Raw genomic sequence first — 25,245 nt, forward strand, 5'->3', positions numbered from 1 at the left:
CGCGCACCGCCTTGCGCGCGCACCCGGTCGGTGGTCCATACTGGGCGCCATGCACACGCACACCTTCGCGTTTACCTATGGCACCGGCTGGTCCGGCTGCCATGGTCGCGTCGCGTGAGCTGACGCAAGCGACCTCCAGGCGCCCCGGGCCACTCGGCCCGGGGCGCCTGTCGTTTCCCCGGACCGCGGCCCGGGTCGTGACCGACGTGCCACCGACCCGAGGAGCAGACCGTGACCGAGACCCTTCCCTCCGACACCGAGCAGATCATCGCCGAGGCCCGGCAGCGCATCGACGACCTCGACGCGCGGATCATCGAACTCGTCCAGCAGCGCGCCGCGGTGTCGCAGGAGGTGCAGCGGGCCCGGATGGGCGCCGGCGGCCGGCGGCTGCACCTGGCCCGCGAGATGGAGGTGCTGCGGGCGTACGGCGACACCCTCGGCCGCCCCGGCACCGCGCTCGCGATGACCCTGCTGGAACTGGGCCGGGGCCGGGTATGACGGTATGACCGCGACGGGCGAGGTTCCCCTTTCGAGGGGGATCACCCGAACGGCACGTGACCGGCCGACGGCCCCTTCGTTGGAGGTGATGTCCGTGCCAGCCAGGGGCGGTAACCCAACACCACGCGTGGAAATGGACACCGCCTAGACGCAGCTAGGCGGGGTGTGAGCCGGTGCGATGAGGCGGCCGCGGCAATGTGGCCGCCGTGGGACCTCGCATCGGTGCGAGTGGCCGGACGGCAGGGGACAGCAGCCCGGTCACGACTCTAAAGAGGCGGTCGGTTCCCGGGGACGCCCGGGACCGGCCGCTCTGCGAGTGACACATTACAGCGTGTTCAGGGCGTTTTGGGCACCCGCGGCGCTTCTTCCGCCCGAGGAACTCGGGGTATCGGCAGCAGCGTGAGCCGCAGCGCGCCGAACGCGTCCGCCGGCACCGCCGGGGATTCCGGCTCGACCGCGGCGATCCTGCGGTACGCCTCGCCCTGGGACGGCCGCGGGTCCGCCGCGCCCTTGTTCGGCCACAGCGACATCGCCCGTTCGGCCTGTGCGGTGATCGTCAGCGAGGGATTGACGCCGAGGTTCGCCGAGACCGCGGCGCCGTCGACCACATGGATGCCCGGATGCCCGAACAGCCGGTGGTACGGGTCGATCACGCCGTGGTCGGCGTCCGCGCCGATCGGGCAGCCGCCCAGGAAGTGCGCGGTCATCGGCCGGTCGGTGGCCTCGCCGACGTTGCTGCCCGCGAAGCCGTTGATCTCCTCGGCGATCAGCTCGGCCGCCCGCGCGCCCTCGGGGATGTGCACGGGGTTCGGGGCACCGTGGCCCTGACGTGCCGTCAGCAGCCCCTTGCCCAGGCCCTTGTCCTTGCGGTAGGTGGTCAGCGAGTTGTCGCTGGTCTGCATCACCAGTCCGATGATCGTCCGTTCCGACCATCGGAAATTCGACAGCGAACGGAACGCGACCGCCGGGTGCCGCAGGTAGTTGACCGCGAACTCCGCCCAGCGCGGCAGCTTCCCGCGGTACGGCGCGGCCATGATCGACAGGTTGCCCATCGCGTTGGAGCCGCGGCCGTAGCGGACCGGCTCGATGTGGGTGTGGTCGTTCGGGTGCACCGACGAGGTGATGGCCACGCCCCGGGTGAAGTCCAGCGGGCGGTCCGGGTGGCGCTTGCGGTAGCGGGACGCGGAGGTCTGCGCGCCCACCAGCGCCTCGGAGTTGGTCCGGGTCAGCTCGCCCAGCCGGGCCGAGATCCGCGGCAGCCGGCCGGAGTCCCGCATGGCGTGCAGCAGCGTCTGGGTGCCGTAGGTGCCGGCCGCGACCACCACCTGGCGGGCCCGCAGCACGCCGCGGGCGCCCTTCCTGCGCCGGTCGGTGGGCACGGTGGTGACCCGGTAGCCCCCCGCCGGGTCGTCGGCCAGCTCGACGACGGTGGTCATCGCCCGGATCTCGGCGCCGGCCCGCTCCGCGAGGTGGAGGTAGTTCTCGTTGAGCGTGTTCTTCGCGCCGTGCCGGCAGCCGGTCATGCACTCGCCGCACTCGACGCAGGCCCGCCGGCGCGGCCCGGCGCCGCCGAAGTACGGGTCCGCGACCTCCTCGCCGGGCGCCGCGCCCGGCCCGCCGGTCCCGTCGCCCGCGCCGCCGGCTCCCTCGCCGCCGCAGGCGTCCCGCCCGTCGCCGAAGAACACCCCGACCGGCGCGAGGTGGAAGCTCTCCCCCACGCCCATCTTCTCGGCGGCGGACTTCAGATGGACGTCGGACGGCGTCATCGTCGGGTTGAGCCGCACCCCGAGCATCCGCTTGGCCTGGTCGTAGTACGGCGCCAGCTCCTGCTGCCAGTCGGTGATCGCGCCCCACTGCCGGTCCTGGAAGAACGCGGCCGGCGGGACGTACAGCGTGTTGGCGTAGTTCAGCGAACCGCCGCCGACGCCCGCGCCGGCCAGCACCAGCACCTTGCCCAGCACATGGATGCGCTGGATGCCGTAGAGGCCGAGCGACGGCGCCCACAGGTAGTTGCGCACGTCCCAGGAGTTCTTCGGAAGCTCCTCGCGGGTGAAGCGGCGGCCCGCCTCCAGCACGCCGACCCGGTAGCCCTTCTCGGTCAGCCGCAGCGCGGACACCGCACCGCCGAAGCCCGATCCGACGACGATGACGTCGTAGTCGTAGCCGTCTTCCTGTGCCACCTGGTCCTCCGGAGGGTGATCGGTCGTCGAGCGGGGTCGGGTCGGGTCGGATCACGTCGGATACCGGCGCGGTCGGGAGCCGGCGCACGTCGGGAGCCGGGCCGCGCTCAGCGGATGTGCAGCCCCTTCATCAGCCGCAGCGAGGCGTTGAGCAGCGCCGCGTACTTCTCGTCGCTCATGCCGAACGCGGGGCCCATCGGCATCAGCCGCTGCACCGCGATGGTCTGCGCCTCGGTGTACTTCACGATGCCCTCCGAGCCGTGCCGGCGGCCGAGCCCGGAGTCCTTCATGCCGCCCATCGGCGCCCGCACGCTGCCGTAGGCCGCCGCGTACGCCTCGTTGACGTTGACCGTGCCGGAGCGCAGCCGGGCCGCGAGCGCGGTACCGCGGCGGACGTCGCGGGTCCACACGCTGGAGTTGAGGCCGTACTCGGTGGCGTTGGCGCGCTCGACCGCCTCGTCCTCGTCGTGGAAGCGGTAGACGGACACCACCGGGCCGAAGGTCTCCTCGGCGCACACCGCCATCGGGGCCTCGACGCCCGTCAGCACCGTCGGCTCGTAGACGTACGGGCCGATGTCGGGGCGCGGGCGGCCGCCGGTGAGCACCGTGGCGCCCTTCTCCCGGGCCTCGTCCACATGCCGGGTGACCACGTCGAGCTGCCGCGGCCCGACCAGCGAGCCCATGCCCGCGCCGTACGCCAGCGCGGTGCCGAGCCGCAGCGAGCGGGTCAGCTCGACGAACTTCGCGGTGAAGGCGTCGGCGACCGACTCGTGCACGAACAACCGCTCGATGGAGATGCACAGTTGCCCGGCGGAGGCGAAGCAGGCCCGCACCGCGCCGGCCGCGGCCCGGTCCAGGTCGGCGTCGCGCAGCACCAGCAGGGCGTTCTTGCCGCCGAGTTCGAGCGAGGCGCCGACCAGCCGGGCGGCGGCGCGCTGGGCGACCTCGCGGCCGGTGCGGGTGGAGCCGGTGAAGGAGACGTAGTCGGCGTGCTCGACCACCGCGGGGCCGACCACCGGGCCGTCCCCGATCACGATCTGCCAGACGTCCTCGGGCAGCCCGGCCTCGATGAGCTGCCGGCGGGCCCACAGCGCGGTCAGCGCGGTCTCGGTGTCGGGCTTCATCACCACCGCGTTGCCCGCCGCGAAGGCGGGCAGCGCGTCGCCGACGGACAGCTCCAGCGGGTAGTTCCAGGGCGCGATCTGCCCCACCACCCCGCGCGGCTGGCGCACTTCGAGCGCCTTGGTGAGGGTGGGCACGGCGCCGGTGTGCCGCTTCGGCCTGAGGTAGGCGGGCGCCTTGAAGCCGTAGTGCCGGGCGGCCATCGCGACCACCTGCACCTCTTCGTGGGCGTGCAGCCGCGCCTTGCCGGTCTCCAGCTGGATCAGGTCGAGGACTTCGGCCTGCCGGGCGAGCACCAGGTCGTGGAAGCGCAGCAGCACCCGGGCGCGCTCGCGTACGGAGGTCGCCGCCCAGCCGGTCTGGGCGGCGCGGGCGCGGCGGTACGCCTCGGCGACGTCGTCCGGGGTGGCTTCGGGCAGGTCGGCGAGCTTGTCGCCGGTCAGCGGGGTGTGGCCGGCGGTGCGGCCGGAGCCGAGCACGCCCCGGGTCAGCCGGGCGACGAGGTCGGGGGTGACGACATCCCGCGGGCCGCGTGCGGTGGCGGGCTGCGGCGCGACGGGGTTGTCGGTGCTGCCGTCGGTGAGGGAGGCACTGCGTGTCACGCTTTCCGGCGAATCCGTCATGCCGGTGAGGGTACGGCGACCGGCCCGCCGTGGGTACCCATCAGTAGCTTTTTTCTCCGTGACTTCTGCAACCACGCCAGCGCGCAATGGCATCGTGGTGATCTTCGCAGGTCAGCACGGTCGAACAGGCGGGCGGATGGGCGGCGGTCCGGCGGGCGAACGGACGGACGGCGGTCCGGCGGGCGAACGGAAGGACGGCAGGCGAACGACCGGCGGCGGGCGCACGCACGGACCTGCGAACGAGCGGGACCGCGAACGGGCGGCGGGCTGACGGACCGTCGGGCCTGGGGGCCGGGCCGGGGTCAGTTCGCGGTGTAGGTCTGGACGGCCTTGTCGAACGCCTGCTGGACCGCCGCCCGCTGGTTGTCCAGGCCGGTGACCAGCACGATGTGGTACTTCCCGTCGATCAGGATGGCGAGGTTCCGCGCGTACACGCCCTGGCCGCTGGAGTTGCGGTAGGTGTACTCGCCCTCGGCCGCCGGGTGGCCGTCGAGCGTCAGGGACTGCAGGCCCGACGCGGAGGACCAGGACGAGGAGCGGAAGTCGGACAGCTCCGGCTCGTTGAGCTGGTAGGCGACCGGGTCGGTGCCGCGCGCGGAGGACTTGTCTCGGCCGGGGACCACGGTGAGTTGGAGGTCGTCGCCGGAGTAGGTGACCTCGTCCTGGGCGTTGGGGCTCGAGCGCTGCCAGCCGGTGTGCACCGCGACGGAGAAGCCGGCCGTGTCGTGCCGCAGCGCGTAGCCGGGGCCGAGCGCGGGTCCCGACGGGGAGGCGGGCGCCGTCTTCGCGGGCTTGGTCGGGGACTTGCCGGCGGGCGCGGAGGTGCCGGTGGACGGCGCCGTGGAAGCGTCCCCCTTGCCGTCGCCCTTGCCCGCACCGGGGTTCGGCATCCGGGCCGGCACGCTGCGGTCGGCCTTCGCGCCGTCGGAGGAGTCGCCGCGGTGCGGCATCACCAGCAGGGCGTACGCCACCGCGGCCGCGAGGATCACCAGCACCGCGATCAGCAGCCGCACCCCGAGCCGGCGCGGCGAGTCGTCGCTGCCGTCGGGACGCCGGTAGACGACGTCCTCCTCGTGGATGTGCGGGCGGGCCGCGGTGCGCGGGCCGCTACGGCCGGCGGTGGGCTGGGCCGGCACGGACGGGCGCGGCTGCCGGGCCGCCTTGGCCGGGCGGGTCGCTTCCATCGACGCGGCCGGCGCGACCGGCGCGGCGGGGGCCGGACCGGTGCCGGACATCCCGAGGGCGGTCGTGGCACCGGGCGCCTTCGGCAGCTTGGCGGGCTTGGGCGGCTTCGGCGGGCGGCCCACCTTGGCCTGCTTGCCGCGGGCGTGCCTGCGGTGCTGGGCGCCGGCCTCCTCGGCGGCCGCCTTCCGCCGGCGCCGCCGGACCAGTTCGCCCCGGCGCCGCTTCACCGGCAGCTTCGCCGGGTCGGTGGGCACCTGCACGGTGCTGACGCCGAGGTCGGGTTCGGGCGCGGAGCGGATCAGCGAGCGCAGCCAGCCGCCCAGCTCCTCGGCCTCCGGCCGCTCCTCGGGGTCCGGGCGCAGCAGCGATTCCACGATCGGCCGCAGCGGGCCGCACTCCTCGGCGAAGGCCGGCGGCTCCGCGCAGACCAGCTGGACGAGTTCGGCCGCGCTCTCCTCGGGGAAGGGCGGGTGGCCCTGGACGCTGCGGAACAGCAGCGAGCCGAGCGCCCACAGGTCGGCGGCCGGGCCGACCGGCGGGGACAGCCGCCAGTTCTCGTGCACTTCGTGCGCCTGCTCGGGCGCCCAGCGCTCGGTGACGGCGCCGACCACGGTGATGCGGTTCTGCCGGGCCCGCTCCTGTTCCAGCGCGGACCGCGGGCCGTGCCAGTCGTCGGGGTCCGCGTCGGTGCCGCCGGCGAGCACCTGCTCGGGCACCGGGTCGTATCCGCACAGCGCCTCCTGGGCGGCGCCCGCGGCCAGGCCGGCGAGCATCGCGCGGCCGTCGTCGCAGACCAGCACGGTGCTCGCGGTGACGTTGCGGTGCGTCCAGCCGGTGGCGTGCAGGGCGCGCAGCGCGGTCAGCACGTCGGAGGCGACCTCGGCGGCGCGGTAGGCGTCCAGCGGGCGCTCGGCGAGTAACGCGGCCAGCGACCGGGCGGACACCAGTTCGCTCGCGATCCACAGGCTGCCGTCCTCGACGAAGATGTCGAAGACCTGGACCAGCCGCGGGTGGTCGGGGATGGCGGCCGCGGTGCGGGCCGCCTCCAGGGCGCGCCGGGCGCTCTCGTCCAGCCCCCCGGCGCCGTCGGACCCGCCGGGGCCCTCCTCGCCGGAGTCGGCGCTGACCACCTCGGGCAGCAGCACCTGGTGGACCAGGACCTCCTGGCCGCTGTAGGTGTCGAAGGCGCGGCTCTCGACGAGTTCGAACTCGTCGGCGGGCGGCCGGGGCAGCCGGTAGCGCTCAGCGAGCACCCGTCCTGCGTACTCCTCCACGGCGCCCCCCTTCCGGCCCGCCCGTTCGCTCATCCGCCCGCGCACCCGAAACGGTCAGGCCCTTTCAGGTCCGGACACTTCCGACGGCGAGTCGGTCCGTATCCGGCTGCGGACAGTCCACACGCACTCACCTTACGTGCTTCGCCCCGCCTACTTGGCCGGTTTGAAGGTACTGAAGAAGGTCGTGAGCCTGTGCTGGTTCACGTCGCTGCCCCACGCGCCGGCCGGGGTGGTGTACATCAGGGCGTAGCCGTGCTTCTTGTCCGTCACCATGCCGCGGTTCAGGACATGTACGGCCTTGCCGTTCTGCTGCCGGGTGTATTCCCAGTCGGCGGCGTCGTAGTCACGGTAGTCCGCGGAAGCCACCTTGATCTGGTGGTAGTTCTTCATCTGCCCGGGCGCGGCGGCCGCCGAGACCTGCCAGTTGTGCAGGGCGCTCTTGCCCGGGCTGTGGGTCCAGTCCACCAGCAGGTTCTCGCCGCCGCTGCCCTTGAAGCGCGAGCCGACGCCGTAGCCGTCGTCGCCGACCCGCTTCCACCCCGCGGGGAGCGCGATCGAGAAGCCCTCGGAGTCCTTGAAGGTGTGCCAGCCCTGGGGGAGGGCGTCGGTGCCGGACCCGGAGGCCGGCGGGGTGGTGGAGGCGGCCGTGCCGGCCGTGCTGGGCGACCCGGCCGCGCCGTCGGGGTCCTGGCTCTGGCCCTTCTCCTTGGCCGCGTTCTCGTCGGTGCCCTGGGCGGAGGTGCTCGGCGCGCCGCCGCCGGACGCGCCCTTGCCGCTCTTGCCGTCGCCGCCACCGGAGTTGGCTATCGCGATGCCTATCACGGTGCCCAGCAGCGCCAGCACCACCAAGGCGATGACGATCACCATGGTGCGGCGCGGCACCACGTCGCTCAGCGGCGCGCGCGCCGGTCCGGCCGGGGCCGCCGCACCCGCTCCCGCTCCCGCGGGCACCTTCCGGTCGGTCGCCTTGCGCAGCGCGCGCAGCGCCTCGCGTGCCCTGGCCTGGTCGATCGCGGCCTTGCGGGCGGCGGGCGGCGCGTCCGTCGGCACGGGCTGGGGGTCGATCGCGGTACCCACGGTGGGTGGCACCGACGGCATCGGCATCACGCTGGTCGGGTCGGCGGCCGGCTCGACCGGCTCTTCCGGGGCGTTCACCACGGCGTTGAGCAGCCGCCGCGCACCCGCGTCGTCCAGCCGCCGGTCCGGGTCCTTGACCAGCAGCCCGTTGATCGCCTCGGCGAGCGGCCCGGCGTTGCGCATCGGCCCGACCGGCTCGGTCATCACCGCGGTGAGGGTGGCGATCGCGGAGCCCTTGTCGTAGGGCGGGTGGCCCTCGACGGAGGCGTACAGCAGCGCGCCGAGCGACCACAGGTCGGCGGGCGGGCCGGGCTTCTGGCCGCGGGCCCGCTCGGGCGAGATGTACGACGGCGCGCCGACGAGCATGCCGGTGGACGTCACCGACGGGTCACCGTCGATCAGCGCGATGCCGAAGTCGCCGAGCACGACCCGCCCGCTGCCCGAGGCCCGGCCCTCCTCGTCGTCGCCGGTCTCCGCGAGCAGCACGTTGGACGGCTTCACGTCGCGGTGCAGGATGCCCTCCGCGTGCGCCGCCTTGAGCACGTCGAGCAGCACCAGGCCGATCTCCGCGGTGCGCCGGGCGGAGAGCGGCCCGTCCTCACGGATCGCGTCGGCCAGCGAGCGGCCCTCGACCAGCTCCATGACGATCCACGGCCGGTCGTCCTCCTTGACGACGTCGAAGACCGTGATGGCGCCGGTGTTGCGGATGCGCGCGGTGGCCTTCGCCTCGCGCAGGGTGCGGGTGACCAGCCGGCGCTTCTCGTCCTCGTCCACGTTGCCGGGGAAGCGCAGCTCCTTCACGGCGACGCTGCGGCCGAGCGTCTCGTCGACCGCGCGCCACACGGTGCCCATGCCGCCCTTGCCGAGCACGCCACCGAGGCGGTACCGGTCGGCGAGCAGGCGTCCGTCGGTACCTTCGTCCTCGCTCATGGAATCCCTCTGTCGTGTCTTCCGGGTGGGTGCCTGGTTCCCGGGGTGGCGGCGCGCACCGGTGCTCGCCTGCGCGCGTGCCGGATGGCGGCAGCCGCCAACGGCTTCACCGGCGGCGGTTGTCGGGCGGTTCGGCTACCCATCATCCCCGAACGGGGAAGGTGCTTGCGAACCCCGCAGGTCAGTCCTTGGCCCGGAATCCGGCGACGGCGTTGTTGAACACCGGTAGCCACTGCTGCCATTGGGCCTCGGGGGCCGACAGGTAGATCGCGTACTCGGTGCCGCCCGGCTTGCCGAAGCCCATGTCGATGGCGTGCCAGTCGCGGATCTTGCCCTTGAAGGTGAACTCCCACAGCGCGGCCCGCTCGCCGAGGACCAGGGTGCGGTCCATCCGCTTGCGGTGGTAGCCGTCGACCTGCTTCTCGGTCTGCGGTTCCAGTTCCTCGAAGTGCTCCAGGGGGTCGGTGCTGCCGAACGGCAGCGCGTTGACCTTCAGCCCGACCAGCCCGTCGGCGGTGAGCCAGTCGACCTCGTCGCTGCCGTTCGGCGTGGACCTGGTCCACCCCTCGGGCACGGGCAAGGAGTAGTCGTAGCCGTCGTGCTGCTCCGTGGCGAGCCGGTAGCCGGCCGGGAGCTTCGGCGGCGGCGGTGTGGTCGGCGCGGGGGCCGTGGTGGGAGCCGGGGCGCTGGTCGGAGCGGTCGGTGTCGGACTGCCGACGGCGGAGTCGTCCGCGCCGCCGCTGTGGGAGCGGTGGACGGCGTACAGCGCGCCGCCGGCGGCCAGGGCGGCCACGGCGACGGCCGCGATCCACGGCAGGGCGCGGCGCCGGCGGCGCGGGGCGGTGCCCGACCGGTGGGAGGCGAGCGAGTCGCTGTGCTGCGGGCTCCGCGGTGTGTCGTCGTCCCGGCCCTGCCCGCCCGGCTCGGGCTCCCCCGGGCCGGGCGCCGTCCCCGGGCCGCCCGCGGCTCCCGCAGCACCGCCAGGGTGCTCCTGAGCGGCGTCCGCGCCCTGCTGCGGGCCCGCCGCCGTGGCCGTGCCCAGCGGTGTGACGACGGTGGTCCCGGTGCGGGGCGACTGCTCGGCGCCGAACCGCTCGCGCTCCACCTCCGCGGTGTCCGTCTCCGCGGCCGGCAGCCGCAGCATCCGCTCGGCATCCTCGGCCGACAGCCGCTGCTGCGGGTCCCTGACGAGCAGTCCGGCGATGAGGTCGGCGAGCACCCCGGCCTTGCCCGGCGGTTCGAGCGGCTCCTCGGCGATGGCGTACGCGGTCTCGATCGCGGTGGGGCGGCGGAACGGCGAGATGCCCTCGACCGCCTGGTACAGGGTCGCGCCCAGCGCCCACAGGTCCGACTCGGGCCCGGGCAGGACGCCGCGTATCCGCTCCGGGCTCAGGAAGTCGATGGAGCCGATGAGTTCGCCGGTGCGGGTGAGGGTCGAGGTGCCGGACGCCTGGGCGATGCCGAAGTCGGTGAGGACGATCCGGGAGTCCTCGCCGAGCAGCACGTTGCCGGGCTTCACGTCGCGGTGCAGCACCCCGGCGCGGTGGGCGGCGCGCAGCGCGGCGACCATGCCGCGGCCCACCCGGGCGGCCTCGGCCGGCTCCAACGGGCCCTGCGCCTTGAGCCGTTCGCCCAGGGTGACCGAGGGGACGTACTCCATCACTATCGACGGCAGCCCGGCGTCGTCGACCACGTCGTGCACGACCACCACGTTGGGATGGCTGATCCGCGCGGCGGCCCGGGCCTCGCGTCTGGTGCGCTCGAAGAGGGTGGCCATCTCCTCGTCGTCCATGTGCGGTTGCGGCGGGTGCAGCTTCTTCACCGCGACCCGCCGGCCGAGGAGTTCGTCCTCGGCCAGCCACACCGTGCCCATCCCACCCCGGCCGATGCGTTCGAGCAGCCGGTAGCGGCCCGCGACGAGCCGCCCTTCGTCGCCGTGTCCGGCCCCATTCATGTCGTGCCCTTCCGGTCCCCCGCGGGCGCCTCCCGTCTTGCGCCCAGGCGAACTTGGCGCCTAGAGAGGCACGATATCGGGCGCGCCCAACCGAGCGGCGTCCGCGGTCTGGTCATCGGGCTGGAGCTGCGACTCGCGCTCGGCCTCGACCCGCTTCTCGTAGTACTCGACTTCCTTGTCGATCTGCGCCTGGTCCCAGCCCAGCACGGGTGCCATCAACTCCGCGGCGGGGCGCGCGCTTCCGGTGCCGCGGTCGAAGGTCTCGATCGAGATACGCGTTCTGCGGGTCAGCACGTCCTCCAGGTGACGGGCACCCTCGCTCTGGGCCGCGTAGACGATCTCGGCGCGCAGGTAGTCGTCGGCGGCGGGCAGCGGTTCGCCGAGTGAGGGGTCCTCGTCGATCAGCGCCAGCACCTCCTCGGCGAGCGTGCCGTACCGGTTGAGCAGGTGCTCCACCCGGGCGACGTGCACGCCGGTACGGGCGGCGGTGCGGGCCCGGCCGTTCCACAGCGCCTGGTAGCCCTCGGCGCCGAGCAGCGGCACCTCCTCGGTGCAGCAGCCGGCCACCTTGCGGTCCAGGCCGTGCACGGCCTCGTCCACCGCGTCCTTGGCCATCACCCGGTAGGTGGTGTACTTGCCGCCGGCCACCACCACCAGGCCCGGCAGCGGGTGGGCGACGGTGTGCTCGCGGGACAGCTTGCTGGTCGCGTCGGACTCGCCGGCCAGCAGCGGCCGCAGGCCCGCGTACACGCCCTGGACGTCGTCCCTGGTCAGCGGGGTGGCGAGCACCGAGTTGACGTGTTCGAGCAGGTAGTCGATGTCGGCGCTGGAGGCGGCCGGGTGCGACTTGTCCAGGTCCCAGTCGGTGTCGGTGGTGCCCACGATCCAGTGCCGGCCCCACGGGATGACGAAGAGCACGCTCTTCTCGGTCCGCAGGATCAGCCCGGTGCTGGAGTGGATGCGGTCCTTCGGCACGACCAGGTGGATGCCCTTGGAGGCGCGGACGTGGAACTGGCCGCGCTCGCCGATCAGGGCCTGCGTGTCGTCGGTGAACACCCCGGTCGCGTTGACCACCTGACGGGCCCTGACCTCGTACTCGCCGCCGGCCTCCAGGTCCTCGACCCGGGCGCCGACCACCCGCTCGCCCTCGCGCAGGAACCCGACCACGCGGGCCTGGTTGGCCACCACCGCGCCGTACGACGCCGCGGTGCGCACCAGCGTCATCACCAGGCGGGCGTCGTCGACCTGGGCGTCGTAGTACTGCAGGGCGCCGACCAGGGCGTCCTTGCGCAGCGCGGGCGCGATCCGCAGCGCGTGCTTGCGGCTGAGGTGGCGGTGGACGGGCAGGCCGCGGCCGTGCCCGGAGGAGATCGACATCGCGTCGTAGAGCGCCACGCCGGAGCCCGCGTAGAGCCGCTCCCAGCCCTTGTGCTGGAGCGGGTAGAGGAACGGCACCGGCCTGACCAGGTGCGGGGCCAGCCGTTCCAGCAGCAGGCCGCGCTCCTTCAGCGCCTCTCTGACCAGGGCGAAGTCCAGCATCTCCAGATAGCGCAGGCCGCCGTGGATGAGCTTGCTCGACCGGCTCGACGTGCCGGACGCCCAGTCGCGGGCCTCGACCAGGCCCACCGACAGGCCGCGGGTGGCGGCGTCCAGCGCGGTGCCCGCGCCGACCACGCCGCCGCCCACGACCAGGATGTCCAGTTCGTGCTCGGCCATCCGGGCGAGAGCCTGGGCCCTTTCCGCCGGGCCGAGTGATGTCGTACGCATCCGTGCCTCCGTGACTGCGTCGCTGCGGTGTCGCTCGGTGTCTCGGTGTCGCTCGCTGTCGCGCGGTGTCGCGCTGCCGCCTGCCGATCGGTGCCGTGGCGTCGCCGCCACAGCGCGTTCCGCGGCTGGTGGCGCGGTCGGACCGGGCCGCCGCGTACCTACCCGCTCCCTCTCGATAGTGACCGCACCCGCGCCGACCGGCCAGCGCTGCCCGGCGCGCCGTGTGGTCATATCAGTGATTTGTCTGGTTAGCCTGTTTTAAAACCATCTGTGAGCCTCTTTGTGTGTCTCACCGAGGGTCGGCTCCAGGGAGAGGACCCGCAACGATGCCCGCAGACCTCGCCGTACTCGGACTGGGCCATACCGGTCTCCCCCTCGCGCAGGCGGCCACCGCCGCCGGTATCGGCACCATCGGCTACGACCCCGATCCGGCCGTCGTGGCCGACATCAACGCCGGCCGGGTGCCGCCGGGCACCCTGGCCGCGGCCGAACTGCGCCGGATGCTGGCCGGCGGCTTCCGCGCGACCAGCGACCCCGCGGTGCTCGGCCGGGTCAGAACCGCTGTGATCTGCGCTCCTACCCCGCTCGGCGAGGACCACGCGCTGGACCTGACCGCGGTCGCCGCCGCCGCCCGCGCGCTCGCCGGGCACCTGCGCCCGCACACCACCGTCGTCCTGGAGTCGGCGGTGCACCCGGGCACCACCGAGGAGTACCTGCGGCCGCTGATCGAGGCCGGCGGGCTGCGGGCCGGCCGCGACTTCCACCTCGCCTACTCCCCCGGCCGGCTCGACCCCGGCAACCGCGACTTCCCGCTCTCCCACATCCCCAAGGTGGTCGGCGGCCTCACCCCCGCCTGCACCGAGGCGGCCGCCGCCTTCTACAGCCGGCTGAGCGAGCGGGTGGTACGCGCCCGCGGCCCGCGCGAGGCCGAGGCGGTCAAGCTGCTGGAGACCAACTACCGGCACGTCAACATCGCCTTCGCCAACGAGATGGCGGTCTACTGCCACGACCTCGGCGTCGACCTGTGGGACGTGATCCGCTGCGCGGAGACCAAGCCGTTCGGCTTCCAGGCGTTCCGCCCGGGCCCCGGCGTCGGCGGCCACGCGGTGCCCCTCGACCCCAACGCGGCACCGCACTTCGCCACCGGCACCGGCGGCGGCACCGGCCGCCCGCGCACCCCCGGCCACCCGCTGCGCATGGTCGAACTCGCCCAGGAGGTCAACGGCCGCATGCCGCGCTACGTGGTGCAGCGCGCCGCGGCCCTGCTCAACGAGCACGGCAAGTCGCTGCGCGGCGCCCGGGTGCTGCTGCTCGGTGTCACCTACAAGGCGGACCTCGCCGACCAGGAGGGCGCGCCGGCCCGGGAGATCGGCACCCGGCTGATGGAACTGGGCGCCCAACTCTGCTACCACGACCCGTACGTGCCGCAGTGGCGCGTTCTCGACCATCCGGTGCCGCGCGCCGACTCGCTGTGGGAGGCCGCCGCCGACGCCGACCTGACGCTGCTGCTCCAGCACCACCGCACCTACGACCTCCAGGGGCTGGCGGTCAAGGCCCAACTCCTGCTGGACACCAGGGGCGCGACCCCCGCGGGAGCGGCGGCCCGGCTGTAGGCCCCGGGCCCGGGCCCGGGACGGGACAACAGGGTCCTGTGGGGCGGAGGTTGCGCACACTTGTCGTGGTCCTGTAACGAGCAGATGAAGCATCTTGTCCGATTGTCATCCCCCCCTGCTAGATTTCGGCGTCACTGTTTCGCACCTGCGCAACCTTGTGCGATACCCGCTTCCGTCCCCGGGGGAACCTTTCGTGAGCGCCAACTTCCCACCTCCGCAACAGCCGTCCGGCCAGAACCCGTTCGCCCCGAAGCCGCCCGGCAGCCCCTACGGCCAGCCGCCGGCCGGGAGCCCGTACGGCCAGCCGCAGAACCAGCCGCAGAACCAGCCGCAGAACCCGTACGGCGCTCCGCAGGCCGCACCCGCCTTCAACCCGAACGCCTACCCGCCGCCGGCGGTCGCCCAGCACCGCGACAACGTGGGCCTGGGCATCGTGGCCGGCGTCGTGGTCGCCATCGTCGCGGCGCTCGCCTACGGCGGGCTGCTGCGCGCCATGGCCAAGAGCGACGGCACCACGGTCGAGTTCCGCTACGCGGCGCTCGCGGTCGGCGCGCTGATCGGCGTCGCGATGGGCAAGGTCGGCGGCCGCAACCTCGCGCTGCCGTTCGTGGCGATCGTGCTCGCGCTGCTCTCGGTGATGTTCGGCGAGATCTTCGGCGGCGCGCTGGTCATCAGCCACTACATCAGCCAGCAGGGCGGGGACCTCTCCGTCAGCCAGTTGCTCTTCCACCACTTCGGCACCCTCTTCAAGGCGTGGAAGTCGGACTTCGGCGCGATGCGGGTCTTCTTCCTGATCTTCGCCGCGCTCGCCGCCTTCGGCCTGGCCAAGCGGATGGGCGAAAGCTGAGCCGCCACCACCGCATGACGAAGGGGCCCGTACCGCGCGGACGCGGTACGGGCCCCTTCGTGTGCTCCCGGTCGGGGGCTCCGGCTCCGGTGCTCCGGTTCCGGTGCTCCGGTTCCGGTGCTCCCGGCCTCAGCGGTGGTGGGTCGGCGACACGGTGACCTCGACGCGCTGGAACTCCTTCAGGTCCGAGTACCCGGTGGTGGCCATCGAGCGGCGCAGGGCGCCGAAGAAGTTCATCGAGCCGTCAGGGGCGTGCGACGGGCCGAGCAGGATGTCCTGGGTGGTCCCGGCGGTGCCGAGGTTCATCCGCTTGCCGCGCGGCAGTTCGGTGTTGACCGCCTCCATGCCCCAGTGGAAGCCGCGGCCGGGCGCGTCGGTGGCGCGGGCCAGCGGGGAGCCCATCATCACCGCGTCCGCGCCGCACGCGATCGCCTTGGGCAGGTCGCCGCTCGCGCCGAAGCCGCCGTCCGCGATGACGTGTACGTACCGGCCGCCGGACTCGTCCATGTAGTCCCGGCGGGCCGCCGAGACGTCCGCGACGGCGGTCGCCATCGGCACCTGGATGCCCAGCACGTTCCGCGTGGTGTGCGCGGCCCCGCCGCCGAAGCCGACCAGCACGCCCGCGGCCCCGGTCCGCATCAGGTGCAGCGCCGCGGTGTACGTGGCGCAGCCGCCGACGATCACCGGCACGTCCAGCTCGTAGATGAACTGCTTCAGGTTCAGCGGCTCGTGCGACCCGCTGACGTGCTCGGCCGACACCGTGGTGCCGCGGATCACGAACAGGTCGACGCCCGCGTCCACCACGGCCTTGGAGAACTGCGCCGTACGCTGCGGCGACAGCGCCGCCGCCGTGGTCACCCCGGCGTCGCGCACCTCCTTGATTCGCTGGCCGATCAGCTCCTCGCGGATCGGCGCGGCGTAGATCTCCTGGAGCCGCGCGGTGGCCCGGGAGTCGTCGACCTCGGCGATCTCCGCGAGCAGCGGCTCCGGGTCCTCGTACCTCGTCCACAGCCCTTCCAGGTTCAGCACCCCGAGGCCGCCCAGGTTGCCGATCCGGATCGCCGTCTCGGGGGAGACCACCGAGTCCATCGGCGCGGCCAGGAACGGCAGCTCGAACCGGTAGGCGTCGATCTGCCACGCGATCGAGACCTCCTTGGGGTCCCGGGTCCGCCGGCTGGGCACCACGGCGATGTCGTCGAACGCATACGCCCTGCGGCCCCGCTTGCCCCGCCCGATCTCGATCTCAGTCACGTCCTACGCCTCTCTGTACGTCCTGCGCAGCCCAGTATGACGGGTCCCCCCGGGTGGGTTGCCTGCCCCGGAAGCAGCCGCAGTGATCCAGGGGCGCGGGGAACTGCGCGACAAGCCACCCGCGGACCGCAAGGTCCGGGCAGATCGGCAACCAGGCGACCCGGGCGGTCCCGTCCGGGTTCAGCCGTGGTAGTTGGGGGCCTCGACGGTCATCTGGATGTCGTGCGGGTGGGACTCCTTGAGCCCCGCGGCCGTGATACGGACGAACTTCCCCTTGGACTCCATCTCGGCGATGCCCGCCGCGCCGACGTACCCCATGGTCTGCCGCAGCCCGCCGACCAGTTGGTGGAGGACCGCCGAGAGGGGACCGCGGTAGGCGACCTGCCCCTCGACCCCCTCGGGAACGAGCTTGTCGTCGGAGGAGACGTCGGCCTGGAAGTAACGGTCCTTGGAGTACGACCGGGCCTGCCCGCGCGACTGCATCGCGCCGAGCGAGCCCATCCCGCGGTAGGACTTGAACTGCTTGCCGTTGATGAACAGCAGCTCCCCGGGCGACTCCTCGCACCCGGCCAGCAGGCTGCCGAGCATGACGCTGCTCGCGCCCGCGGCCAGCGCCTTGCCGATGTCGCCGCTGTACTGCAGGCCGCCGTCGCCGATCACCGGGACACCGGCGTCGATGCAGACCTGCGCCGCCTCGTAGATCGCCGTGACCTGGGGCACACCGATGCCGGCCACCACCCGGGTGGTGCAGATCGAGCCGGGGCCGACACCGACCTTGACACCGTCGACGCCCGCGTCGAGCAGCGCCTTGGCGCCGTCGCGGGTGGCGATGTTGCCGCCGACCACGTCGACCTGGACGCTGGACTTGATCTTCGCCATCCAGTCCAGCGCGTTGCTGTTGTGGCCGTGGGAGGTGTCGACCACCAGGAAGTCGACGCCGGCGGCGGCCAGCGCCTGGGCCCGGTCGAGCGCCTCGGGGCTGGCGCCGACGGCCGCGCCGACCAGCAGCCGGCCCTCGGCGTCCTTGGCGGCGTGCGGATACTGCTCGGCCTTGACGAAGTCCTTGACGGTGATCAGGCCCTTGAGCCGGCCCTCGTCGTCGACCAGCGGCAGCTTCTCGATCTTGTGCCGGCGCAGCAGCGCCATCGCGTCGGTGCCGGAGATGCCGACCTTGCCGGTGACCAGCGGCATCGGGGTCATGACCTCGCGGACCTGGCGGTTGCGGTCGGACTCGAAGGCCATGTCGCGGTTGGTGACGATGCCGAGCAGCCGCCCGGCCTCGTCGGTGACCGGCACGCCGCTGATCCGGAACCGGCCGCACAGCGCGTCGGCCTCGCCGAGGGTGGCGTCGGGCCGGACCGTGATCGGGTCGGTGACCATGCCGGACTCGGAGCGCTTGACCAGGTCGACCTGGCTGACCTGGTCCTCGACCGAAAGGTTGCGGTGCAGCACGCCGACGCCGCCCTGGCGGGCCATCGCGATCGCCATCCGCGCCTCGGTGACCTTGTCCATCGCGGCGGAGAGCAGCGGGATGTTGACCCGGACGTTCCGCGAGATCAGGGAGGAGGTGTCCACCTGGTGCGGCAGCACCGAGGACGCCCCCGGGAGCAGCAGCACATCGTCGTAGGTGAGCCCGAGCGTGGCGAACTTCTCGGCTACTCCGTCGGCGTTCAGCGACATGACACCTTCCCGAATGGTCTTGCCCGGCGAGTTGTTCAATGGTAGTGGCTTTGCCGCTATTCCCCTGACCGCCCGGAGCCGCCCGGTCTGTCGGCTTCGCCACCCCCGCGCGTCGCCCGCACCGCCCGGGGACGCGGGCGCCCCGGCCCCGGAACGGCGGCTCCCCGCGAACAGCCGCCCGCGGACGGCCGCCCCGGAACGCGGGAGCGGCAACGAACGCCCCCGGAACGCGTGAGCGGGAACGACCGACCCGGGAACTCACCCCGGGAACGACTCAACCCGAACGACCCTCCCGGACCGCCGGTCGGCCCCGGAACCGCTGAACCCGCTCAGACCGCTGTACCCGGAACGGCTACGCGCTCAGGCCCGACGCGTCCGTCTCGGCCGACACCGCGCCGGACTCCTCCGCGATCGCCCGCAGCCGGCTGAGCGCGCGGTGCTGGGCGACCCGGACGGCACCCGGCGACATGCCCAGCACCTGCCCGGTCTCCTCCGCGCTCAGGCCCACCGCGACCCGCAGCAGCACCAGCTCGCGCAGGTGGTCGGGGAGGCGGGCGAGCAGCTTGCGGGCCCACGCCGCGTCGCTGTTGAGCAGCGCGCGCTCCTCGGGCCCGAGCGAGTCGTCCGGCTTCTCCGGCATCTCGTCGGACGGCACCGCGGCGCCGGGGCCGCGCATCGCGGCCCGCTGGAGGTCGGCGATCTTGTGCGCGGCGATCGATACGACGAACGCCTCGAACGGGCGGCCGAGGTCGCGGTAGCGGGGCAGCGCGCACAGCACCGCGAGGCAGACCTCCTGGGCGAGGTCGTCCACGAAGTGCCGCGCGTCACCGGGCAGACGGGACAGCCTGGTCCGGCAGTAGCGCTCAGCGAGGGGGTGAACGGCGGCGAGCAGGTCGTGGGTGGCCCGCTGATCCCCGTCGACCGCGCGACGAACGAGGGCACCGATGGCCGGGGGGTCGTCGTCACGCATCCCCCCATGGTGCCTCGCCACCGGACGATTCGCCGCATCGCGGCCGTACTTCTGCACCGAAGCGTTATGCGGTCCGCCCGGCAGGGCATCCGACGGAGCCCCCGACCCGGCCTCCGGGACGGAGTCGCCCGCGGCATCGGACCCGGTCGCGACGCCAGTTGCGACGCCGGTCGCGACGCCGGTCGCGACGCCCGTTCCGGCCCCGGTTCCGGCCCCTGCCGGGGACCCGGTTCCGGACCGCGCCGCGGACGGCGCCCCGGACGAAGTGCCGCGCGCGGCAACGGACGACCGCGCGCCTGGCACGGCGCCCGGCACCGCCGGAGCAGCCGAGGCTGCCGAAGCCGCGGAAGCCGCACCGGAAGGCGCGCTCCGCACGGCGTCAGGCCCGCCGTTCACACCGGGAGCGGGCACGGACGGCCGCGCTCGCGCGCCCGCCGCCGTCATCTCCGCCATACCCGGCCCCCACCGATCCCCGAGGAAGTCCATACGTCAAGCATGCGTCCTCCCCCGGGAAACCGAGGACCCGCCGGTGACTTCCCGGCGTTCCCGCGGCAGTTCCACGGGAGTTCGCCGAGGTCGGCCGGGGGTCCGGGCGACCGAATGGACCCGCCGACACCCACCGGGACACGGCCCTAACGGACCAGGCCCCAGCGGAAGCCGAGGGCGACCGCGTGCGCCCGGTCGGAGGCACCGAGCTTCTTGAACAGCCGCCGGGCGTGCGTCTTGACGGTGTCCTCGGACAGGAACAGCTCGCGGCCGATCTCCGCGTTGGAGCGGCCGTGGCTCATCCCTTCGAGCACCTGGATCTCGCGGGCGGTCAGGGTGGGCGCGGCGCCCATCTCGGCCGAGCGCAGCCGGCGCGGGGCGAGCCGCCAGGTCGGGTCGGCGAGCGCCTGGGTGACGGTGGCCCGCAGTTCGGCGCGCGAGGCGTCCTTGTGCAGGTAGCCGCGGGCGCCGGCCGCCACGGCGAGCGCCACCCCGTCCAGGTCCTCGGCGACGGTGAGCATGATGATGCGGGCGCCGGGGTCGGCGGACAGCAGCCGCCGTACCGTCTCCACGCCGCCGAGGCCGGGCATGCGGACATCCATCAGGATGAGGTCCGAGCGGTCGGCACCCCAGCGGCGGAGGACTTCCTCGCCGTTGGCCGCGGTGGTAACGCGCTCGACGCCGGGCACGGTGGCCACCGCGCGGCGCAGGGCCTCTCGGGCGAGCGGGGAGTCGTCGCAGACGAGGACGGAAGTCATGACCGCCCTCCGCAGCTGAACCGCGTCACTTGTGCCTCCAGGCTGTACGAAGTACGAATCTTCACCGTTGGGGCTGACGGCTCGGGCAAGTGCCCGAATCACGTGATCCCGCCAACCGCTTCCGCCACACTCAACGACCCTCACCCGAAAGAGTTACGACGTCGGATCGCAGTCGTGTGCACTCTACGTGATCATGCGTGTACGGATCGACCATGTCGCAGGTCAGATGGGCGAGGCGGCCGTGATTTCCGAGGTGACGGGCGGCCTGGTTCAGCCGCGCGAGGGGTGACGCGCCACCCGCGCGGCGCAGCGATCGGGTTCGCGAATTCTGCCAAACGGGTCTTATGCCGGAATTTGCACTGTTTGGCGGCTCTTTTCTGGTGCGTGGGGTAATCGCCGCTAGATTGGCGATGAGTCATATTTACATCTACTACGACAGTAGATGTACGGTCGGACGTACGGCTGAGCGAAGCCGACCTCCCAGGCCGTCACCCACGCTTCGAGGGGATGAGCAATGGCAGACTTCTCCCGCCTTCCCGGCCCGAACGCGGACCTATGGGACTGGCAGCTCGTCGCCGCCTGCCGCGGCGTCGACAGCTCGCTGTTCTTCCACCCCGAGGGCGAGCGCGGCGCTGCCCGCAGCGCGCGCGAGGCCGCCGCCAAGGAGGTGTGCATGCGCTGCCCGGTCCGCGCGGAGTGCGCCACCCACGCACTGGCCGTACGCGAGCCGTACGGAGTGTGGGGCGGGCTCACCGAGGACGAGCGCGAGGCCATGATGGGCCGCTCGCGCCACCGCGCCAACGACCGGGACGACGACGAACGCGAGCGCGAACGTGAGCGGGACCGCGAGCGCAAGCGGTACGAGCGCTACGCCGACGCGGACCTGGAGGAGGCCGACGCCGCCGAAGCCGCGGCGGACGCCGACGAGGACGGCCCGCACGCCGGCCACGACGCCCACGACGACTACGACCCGTACGACGGCGAGCCCGACCTCGGCATGGAGCCCGACCGCGACACCGAAGCGGTGCGCATCTACTGACCGCGGGATACCGCGACCGTTCCGAAGAATCGATTTTTCAGACGGGGTCCCCACGGGCCCCGCCGGGGGTGTCGGGGGGCTCGGTCATCGGAGGGGGGTCATCGGGGGACTCGGGAACGAAGCGCCGCCCGGCTCAGCCGGGTGAGCATCATGTCCACCGCCGGTACGTGGGCGAGGTCGGGGAGGGTGAGCGCCACGACCTCGCGCTCCACCGCGGGGGCCATCTCCAGCACGGCCACCCCGTCGGTCCGCACCGCCGCGAGGGCGAGTTCGGGCAGCACGGCCACGCCCAGACCGGCGGCGACCAGGCCGACCACCGCCGGGTAGTCGTCGGTCGCGAAGTCGATCCGGGGGGTGAAGCCGACCCGCTCGCAGACCTCGACCAGGTGCCGGCGGCAGCGCGGGCAGCCGGCGATCCACTGCTCGGCGGCCAGCTCCGCGTACGGCACGGGCGCCCCGCCCGCGCGGGAGCTGTGCGGGCCCGCGGCGGCACGCGTGTCGGCCACCGCCGCTGTCGGCGCCACGCTCTCCGTCCCGGCTCCCGGCTCCGGCCCCCTCTGTGTTCCCGCCTTCGCCAGCCGGTGGCCCTCGGGGACGAGGCCGACCAGGCGGTCGGTGAACAGGGGGCGCACCACCAGGTCCGACCAGGACTCCTCGGCCGGGGTCGGCAGGTCCACGTACCGGAAGGCGAGCGTGATGTCGCAGTCGCCGGCCCGCAGCATCTCCACCGACCGGGGCGGCTCCGCCTCGACCAGCGAGACGCGGGTGTCCGGATGGCGGGCACGAAGATCGGCCACCGCGGCCGGCACGAGCGTGGAACTGCCCGAGGGGAAGGAGGCGAGCCGGACCCGTCCGGCCCGCAGCCCGGCGATCGCCGCGACCTCCTCCTCGGCCGCGGTCAGCCCGGCGAGGATGCCCGCCGCATGCCGCACCAGCACCTCGCCGGCCTCCGTCAGCCGCATCTCGCGGGCACCGCGGACCAGCAGCGGGGTGCCCGCCGCGCCCTCCAGCGCCTTCATCTGCTGGCTCACCGCCGGCTGGGTACAGCCCAGTTCGCGGGCCGCGGCGGAGAAGGAACCGGTACGGGCCACCGCGCGCAGCACTCGTAGATGTCGTGCCTCGATCACCCCACAACCATAAGCGGAGCTTGGATGCACACGACAGACATCGTTGATGGACTTTGGGACGAGGAGCCGTCAGGCTCAGGAGTCATGGACACCGACGCCTCCCGCTTCCAGGAAATCGTCAGCTCCGAGTACGCGGGCATCGCGCCCGGGTACCTCAACACGGCCAGCCACGGGCTGGCGCCGGCCCGTACCGCCGCCGCGCTGCGGTCCGCCGTCGACGCGTGGGCGGCCGGCCGGCCCGACCTCGACGGATACGAAGCCGCGGTGGCCGCCGCACGGGCCGCGTACGCCGGGCTGGTCGGCGTCGCCGTCGAGCGGGTGGCGCTGGCCAGTACCGTCGCCGAGGCGGTCGGCCTGATCGCCGCCGCGCTGCCCGCCGGGGCGGAGGTGGTCGCCTTCGAGGGGGACTTCAGCTCGCTGGTCCAGCCCTTCGCGGCCCGCGCGGACCTGAAGCTGCGGCTGGTGCCGCTGGAGGGGATCGCCGACGCGGTCCGGCCCTCCACCGCGCTGGTCGCGGTCAGCGGTGCGCAGTCCGCGGACGGCCGGGTGGCCGACCTCCCGGCGATCCGCTCGGCCGCCGCGGCGGCCGGGGCCCGCGTCCTCATCGACGGCACCCAGTCGGTGGGGTGGCTGCCGCTGGGCGCCGACGACTACGACTTCGTGGTGGCCCACGGCTACAAGTGGCTGGTGAGCCCGCACGGGGCCTGCTTCCTCACGGTGCGGGAAGGGGCGGAGGACGCCCTGTCCGCCGGCTCCGCCGGGTGGTACGCCGCGGCGGACCGGTGGGCGAACTGCTACGGCCCGATCGAGCGGTTCGCGGCCGCCGCGCACGCCTTCGACTCCCGCCCGGCGTATCTGCCGTTCGTCGGTGCCGCCGCGTCCCTCTCGCTCCTCGCCGAGCTGGGCGTGGACGCCGTCCGCGCCCACGACCTCGCGCTCGCGGCGCGCCTGCGCGAAGGGTTCGCCGCGCTCGGGTATCCCGCGGTGCCGGGGGACTCGGCGATCGTCTCGGTGCCGGGGGCGCCCTCCTCCTACCCGAGCCGCCTTTCCGCCGCCGGCATCCGTTTCTCCGCGCCCCTCGGCGCCATCCGTCTGGCGGTCCACCTCCACAACACGTCAGCCGACGTGGAGCGGGTCCTGAACGCCCTTGCTCCCTGAGGGGCCCCTGACCCCCCGGGGTGCCTCGTGCTGTCGGCTCCGGGACCACCTCCCGGTGGCCGGTTGCGCGGACGTGCCCGGGTCCCCCGGGGCAAGCACGCGGCGAGCCGCAGTTGCTCAGGGGCGCGTGGGGGCACCTCCCAGGCGGAGCTCCGGGGGAGAACGGCGCGCGCAACCACCCACCGGCCGCGAGGTCCCGGGACGGGGAAAAAGGGGCAGCCCGGGGGGACAGGGGCCCCCTAGAGTGCGGGGATGGACATGGGGCAGCTGCGGAAGACGTTTGACGGCCAGATCCGGCGGGGGGCGGGACCGGTGACGGCGGAGGGGGTCGTGCGCCTTGTCGAGGGCGACGGCCCGAACGGGTGGGCCGGAGTCGTGTGGTCGGGGTTCACCGCGGAGGAGGGCGCGCAGGCGGACCGGGCGATCGCCGCGCAGCGGACATGGCTGCGCTCCCCCGAAGGCAAGGGCCGCGAGTTCGAGTGGAAGCTGTACTCGTACGACCTGCCCGCGGACCTCCCCGACCGCCTGACCGCCGCGGGGTTCGTCGCCGAACCCCCGGAGACCCTGATGGTCGCGGAGATCGCGGCGCTGCCGACGGACACCCCGGTGCCGGAGGGGGTCCAGCTGGAGCCGGTGACGGACGCGGCGGGCGTGCACCTGATCGCGGACGTGCACGACCAGGCGTTCGGCACGGAATCCGCCCGCCTGAGGGAGCGGCTGCTGGCCGAAGTGGGCGGTCCCGACGTGGAGATGACCGTGGCGATGGCGGGCGAGCGGCCGGTGTGCGGCGCCCGGATGGAGTTCCACCCGGGCACGGAGTTCGCGAGCCTGTGGGGCGGCGGCACCGTCGAGGAGTGGCGTGGCCGCGGCATCTACCGCGCGCTGGTCGCGCACCGCGCCCGTATCGCCGCCGCGCGCGGCTGCCGCTACCTCCAGGTGGACGCCTCGGACCAGAGCCGGCCGATCCTGGAGCGGCTGGGCTTCGCCGCGCTGGCCGTCACCACGCCGTACATCCTCGCGGCGGACTGACGAAGGGGCGGCGGGCGACGGACCGGAAGGTGCTGACCGTCAACATCGGTCGGCCGCAGCCGAATCAGTGGAAGCAGCTGCCCGCGACCGGCATCGACAAGCGGCCGGTGCCCGGTCCGGTGGCCGTGGCGGCGCCTGGTCCGAAGGGAACCGGCGCGGTCGGGCTCGCGGGCGACCGGGTGTACGACGTGAAGCACCACGGCGGCGACGACCAGGCCGTGTACGCGTACGCCCGGGAGGATCTGGACCGCTGGCAGCAGGAGTTGGGCCGGGAGCTGCCCAACGGCTCCTTCGGGGAGAACCTGACCACGGCCGGGATCGACGTCAACGCGGCGCTGATCGGGGAGCGTTGGCGGATCGGCTCCGCGCTGCTGGAGGTGTCCTGCCCGCGCATCCCGTGTGCGACCTTCGCCGGATGGCTGGCGGAGGGCGGGTGGACCCGGCGGTTCGTGCGGGCCGCGGCCGGGACCGTATCTGCGGGTGATCGAGCCGGGCGAGGTCAGCGCGGGCGACGCGGTGGACGTGGTGGACCGGCCGGCGCACGAGGTGACCGTGGCGGTGGCGTTCCGCGCGGTGACCAGCGAGCCCGAACTGCTGCCGCTGCTGGTCGACCTGGCCGCCTTCCCGGCCGCGGACCGGGCGCAGATCCGGCGGCGGCTGGACCGCTGACCGCGGCG

At 73.5% G+C, this 25,245-nt stretch carries 16 protein-coding genes and 2 pseudogenes; 7 read left to right on the plus strand and 11 right to left on the minus strand.

Translation table 11 applies throughout. The features are described 5' to 3' along the window. Window positions 1–231: 231 nt before the first annotated feature. A complete protein-coding gene (locus tag AB0399_RS13985; protein WP_366411443.1) occupies window positions 232–498 on the plus strand; it encodes a chorismate mutase in 267 nt (88 codons plus the stop codon). A 335-nt stretch (window positions 499–833) separates the two neighbouring features. On the opposite strand, the gene AB0399_RS13990 is transcribed toward AB0399_RS13985, so the two are convergent. The 6 genes from AB0399_RS13990 to AB0399_RS14015 all read right to left on the minus strand — a co-directional run bounded on the left by AB0399_RS13990 (window position 834) and on the right by AB0399_RS14015 (window position 12,610). Continuing rightward, window positions 834–2,678 carry a GMC family oxidoreductase gene (locus AB0399_RS13990; RefSeq protein WP_329365709.1) on the minus strand — a complete coding sequence of 615 codons (1,845 nt, stop codon included), beginning with the start codon at window positions 2,676–2,678 and terminating at the stop codon, window positions 834–836. Window positions 2,679–2,785: 107 nt separating this feature from the next. Further along, window positions 2,786–4,423, minus strand: coding sequence for a succinic semialdehyde dehydrogenase (locus AB0399_RS13995; protein WP_329365711.1), 1,638 nt, complete (start codon window positions 4,421–4,423; stop codon window positions 2,786–2,788). Window positions 4,424–4,725: 302 nt separating this feature from the next. After that, window positions 4,726–6,882: a protein kinase gene (locus tag AB0399_RS14000; protein WP_366411444.1), complete on the minus strand. Its 2,157-nt coding sequence runs from the start codon at window positions 6,880–6,882 to the stop codon at window positions 4,726–4,728. Between the two features lie 150 nt (window positions 6,883–7,032). Beyond that, a complete protein-coding gene (locus tag AB0399_RS14005) occupies window positions 7,033–8,889 on the minus strand; it encodes a serine/threonine-protein kinase (RefSeq protein WP_366411445.1) in 1,857 nt (618 codons plus the stop codon). Window positions 8,890–9,070: 181 nt separating this feature from the next. Next, complete coding sequence (locus AB0399_RS14010) at window positions 9,071–10,843, minus strand: serine/threonine-protein kinase (protein WP_366411446.1); 1,773 nt, start codon at window positions 10,841–10,843, stop codon at window positions 9,071–9,073. A 60-nt stretch (window positions 10,844–10,903) separates the two neighbouring features. Beyond that, window positions 10,904–12,610 (minus strand): glycerol-3-phosphate dehydrogenase/oxidase, encoded by a 1,707-nt coding sequence (locus AB0399_RS14015; RefSeq protein ID WP_366411447.1) that lies wholly within the window; start codon window positions 12,608–12,610, stop codon window positions 10,904–10,906. A 326-nt stretch (window positions 12,611–12,936) separates the two neighbouring features. On the opposite strand from AB0399_RS14015, the gene AB0399_RS14020 reads away from it, so the two are divergent. After that, window positions 12,937–14,223, plus strand: a complete 1,287-nt coding sequence (locus tag AB0399_RS14020; RefSeq protein ID WP_366411448.1) for a nucleotide sugar dehydrogenase — start codon at window positions 12,937–12,939, stop codon at window positions 14,221–14,223. A gap of 193 nt (window positions 14,224–14,416) precedes the next feature. Further along, window positions 14,417–15,070 (plus strand): hypothetical protein, encoded by a 654-nt coding sequence (locus tag AB0399_RS14025; RefSeq protein ID WP_366411449.1) that lies wholly within the window; start codon window positions 14,417–14,419, stop codon window positions 15,068–15,070. A 129-nt stretch (window positions 15,071–15,199) separates the two neighbouring features. Here AB0399_RS14025 and AB0399_RS14030 read toward each other — a convergent pair whose 3' ends face one another. The 4 genes from AB0399_RS14030 to AB0399_RS14045 form a co-directional block, all read right to left on the minus strand. Further along, window positions 15,200–16,321 carry a GuaB3 family IMP dehydrogenase-related protein gene (locus tag AB0399_RS14030; protein WP_329365726.1) on the minus strand — a complete coding sequence of 374 codons (1,122 nt, stop codon included), beginning with the start codon at window positions 16,319–16,321 and terminating at the stop codon, window positions 15,200–15,202. 180 nt (window positions 16,322–16,501) lie between these two features. After that, window positions 16,502–18,001 carry an IMP dehydrogenase gene (gene guaB, locus AB0399_RS14035; RefSeq protein WP_329365728.1) on the minus strand — a complete coding sequence of 500 codons (1,500 nt, stop codon included), beginning with the start codon at window positions 17,999–18,001 and terminating at the stop codon, window positions 16,502–16,504. Window positions 18,002–18,353: 352 nt separating this feature from the next. After that, window positions 18,354–18,971 (minus strand): RNA polymerase sigma factor ShbA, encoded by a 618-nt coding sequence (shbA, locus tag AB0399_RS14040; protein ID WP_328468178.1) that lies wholly within the window; start codon window positions 18,969–18,971, stop codon window positions 18,354–18,356. Window positions 18,972–19,603: 632 nt separating this feature from the next. Next, the gene (locus tag AB0399_RS14045; protein ID WP_003948568.1) at window positions 19,604–20,215 is read right to left on the minus strand and encodes a response regulator transcription factor; all 612 of its coding nucleotides are present in this window, start codon (window positions 20,213–20,215) and stop codon (window positions 19,604–19,606) included. A 514-nt stretch (window positions 20,216–20,729) separates the two neighbouring features. On the opposite strand from AB0399_RS14045, the pseudogene AB0399_RS14050 reads away from it, so the two are divergent. Then, window positions 20,730–21,011 (plus strand): annotated as a pseudogene (locus AB0399_RS14050) (WhiB family transcriptional regulator); the annotation flags it as partial. Window positions 21,012–21,352: 341 nt separating this feature from the next. On the opposite strand, the gene AB0399_RS14055 reads toward AB0399_RS14050, so the two are convergent. Beyond that, window positions 21,353–22,381 (minus strand): LysR substrate-binding domain-containing protein, encoded by a 1,029-nt coding sequence (locus tag AB0399_RS14055; protein ID WP_366411450.1) that lies wholly within the window; start codon window positions 22,379–22,381, stop codon window positions 21,353–21,355. Window positions 22,382–22,465: 84 nt separating this feature from the next. Here AB0399_RS14055 and AB0399_RS14060 point away from each other — a divergent pair, with 84 nt between their 5' ends. The 3 genes and pseudogenes from AB0399_RS14060 to AB0399_RS14070 all read left to right on the plus strand — a co-directional run bounded on the left by AB0399_RS14060 (window position 22,466) and on the right by AB0399_RS14070 (window position 25,237). Next, window positions 22,466–23,539: an aminotransferase class V-fold PLP-dependent enzyme gene (locus AB0399_RS14060; RefSeq protein ID WP_366411451.1), complete on the plus strand. Its 1,074-nt coding sequence runs from the start codon at window positions 22,466–22,468 to the stop codon at window positions 23,537–23,539. A 252-nt stretch (window positions 23,540–23,791) separates the two neighbouring features. Next, window positions 23,792–24,568 carry a GNAT family N-acetyltransferase gene (locus tag AB0399_RS14065; protein WP_366411452.1) on the plus strand — a complete coding sequence of 259 codons (777 nt, stop codon included), beginning with the start codon at window positions 23,792–23,794 and terminating at the stop codon, window positions 24,566–24,568. Between the two features lie 29 nt (window positions 24,569–24,597). Continuing rightward, a pseudogene (locus AB0399_RS14070) lies at window positions 24,598–25,237 on the plus strand (MOSC domain-containing protein). The last annotated feature ends 8 nt before the right edge of the window (window positions 25,238–25,245 follow it).

Source organism: Streptomyces sp. NPDC088194 (assembly GCF_040702025.1).
Lineage (GTDB): Bacteria > Actinomycetota > Actinomycetes > Streptomycetales > Streptomycetaceae > Actinacidiphila.

Bases quoted from the DNA above. Each gene is read 5' to 3' on its own strand.
- AB0399_RS14010 (WP_366411446.1), bottom strand. From the start codon at position 10,843: ATGAATGGGGCCGGACACGGCGACGAAGGGCGGCTCGTCGCGGGCCGC.
- AB0399_RS14065 (WP_366411452.1), top strand. From the start codon at position 23,792: ATGGACATGGGGCAGCTGCGGAAGACGTTTGACGGCCAGATCCGGCGG.
- AB0399_RS14015 (WP_366411447.1), bottom strand. From the start codon at position 12,610: ATGCGTACGACATCACTCGGCCCGGCGGAAAGGGCCCAGGCTCTCGCC.
- AB0399_RS14060 (WP_366411451.1), top strand. From the start codon at position 22,466: ATGGACACCGACGCCTCCCGCTTCCAGGAAATCGTCAGCTCCGAGTAC.
- AB0399_RS13995 (WP_329365711.1), bottom strand. From the start codon at position 4,423: ATGACGGATTCGCCGGAAAGCGTGACACGCAGTGCCTCCCTCACCGAC.
- guaB (WP_329365728.1), bottom strand. From the start codon at position 18,001: ATGTCGCTGAACGCCGACGGAGTAGCCGAGAAGTTCGCCACGCTCGGG.
- AB0399_RS14045 (WP_003948568.1), bottom strand. From the start codon at position 20,215: ATGACTTCCGTCCTCGTCTGCGACGACTCCCCGCTCGCCCGAGAGGCC.
- AB0399_RS14020 (WP_366411448.1), top strand. From the start codon at position 12,937: ATGCCCGCAGACCTCGCCGTACTCGGACTGGGCCATACCGGTCTCCCC.
- shbA (WP_328468178.1), bottom strand. From the start codon at position 18,971: ATGCGTGACGACGACCCCCCGGCCATCGGTGCCCTCGTTCGTCGCGCG.
- AB0399_RS14005 (WP_366411445.1), bottom strand. From the start codon at position 8,889: ATGAGCGAGGACGAAGGTACCGACGGACGCCTGCTCGCCGACCGGTAC.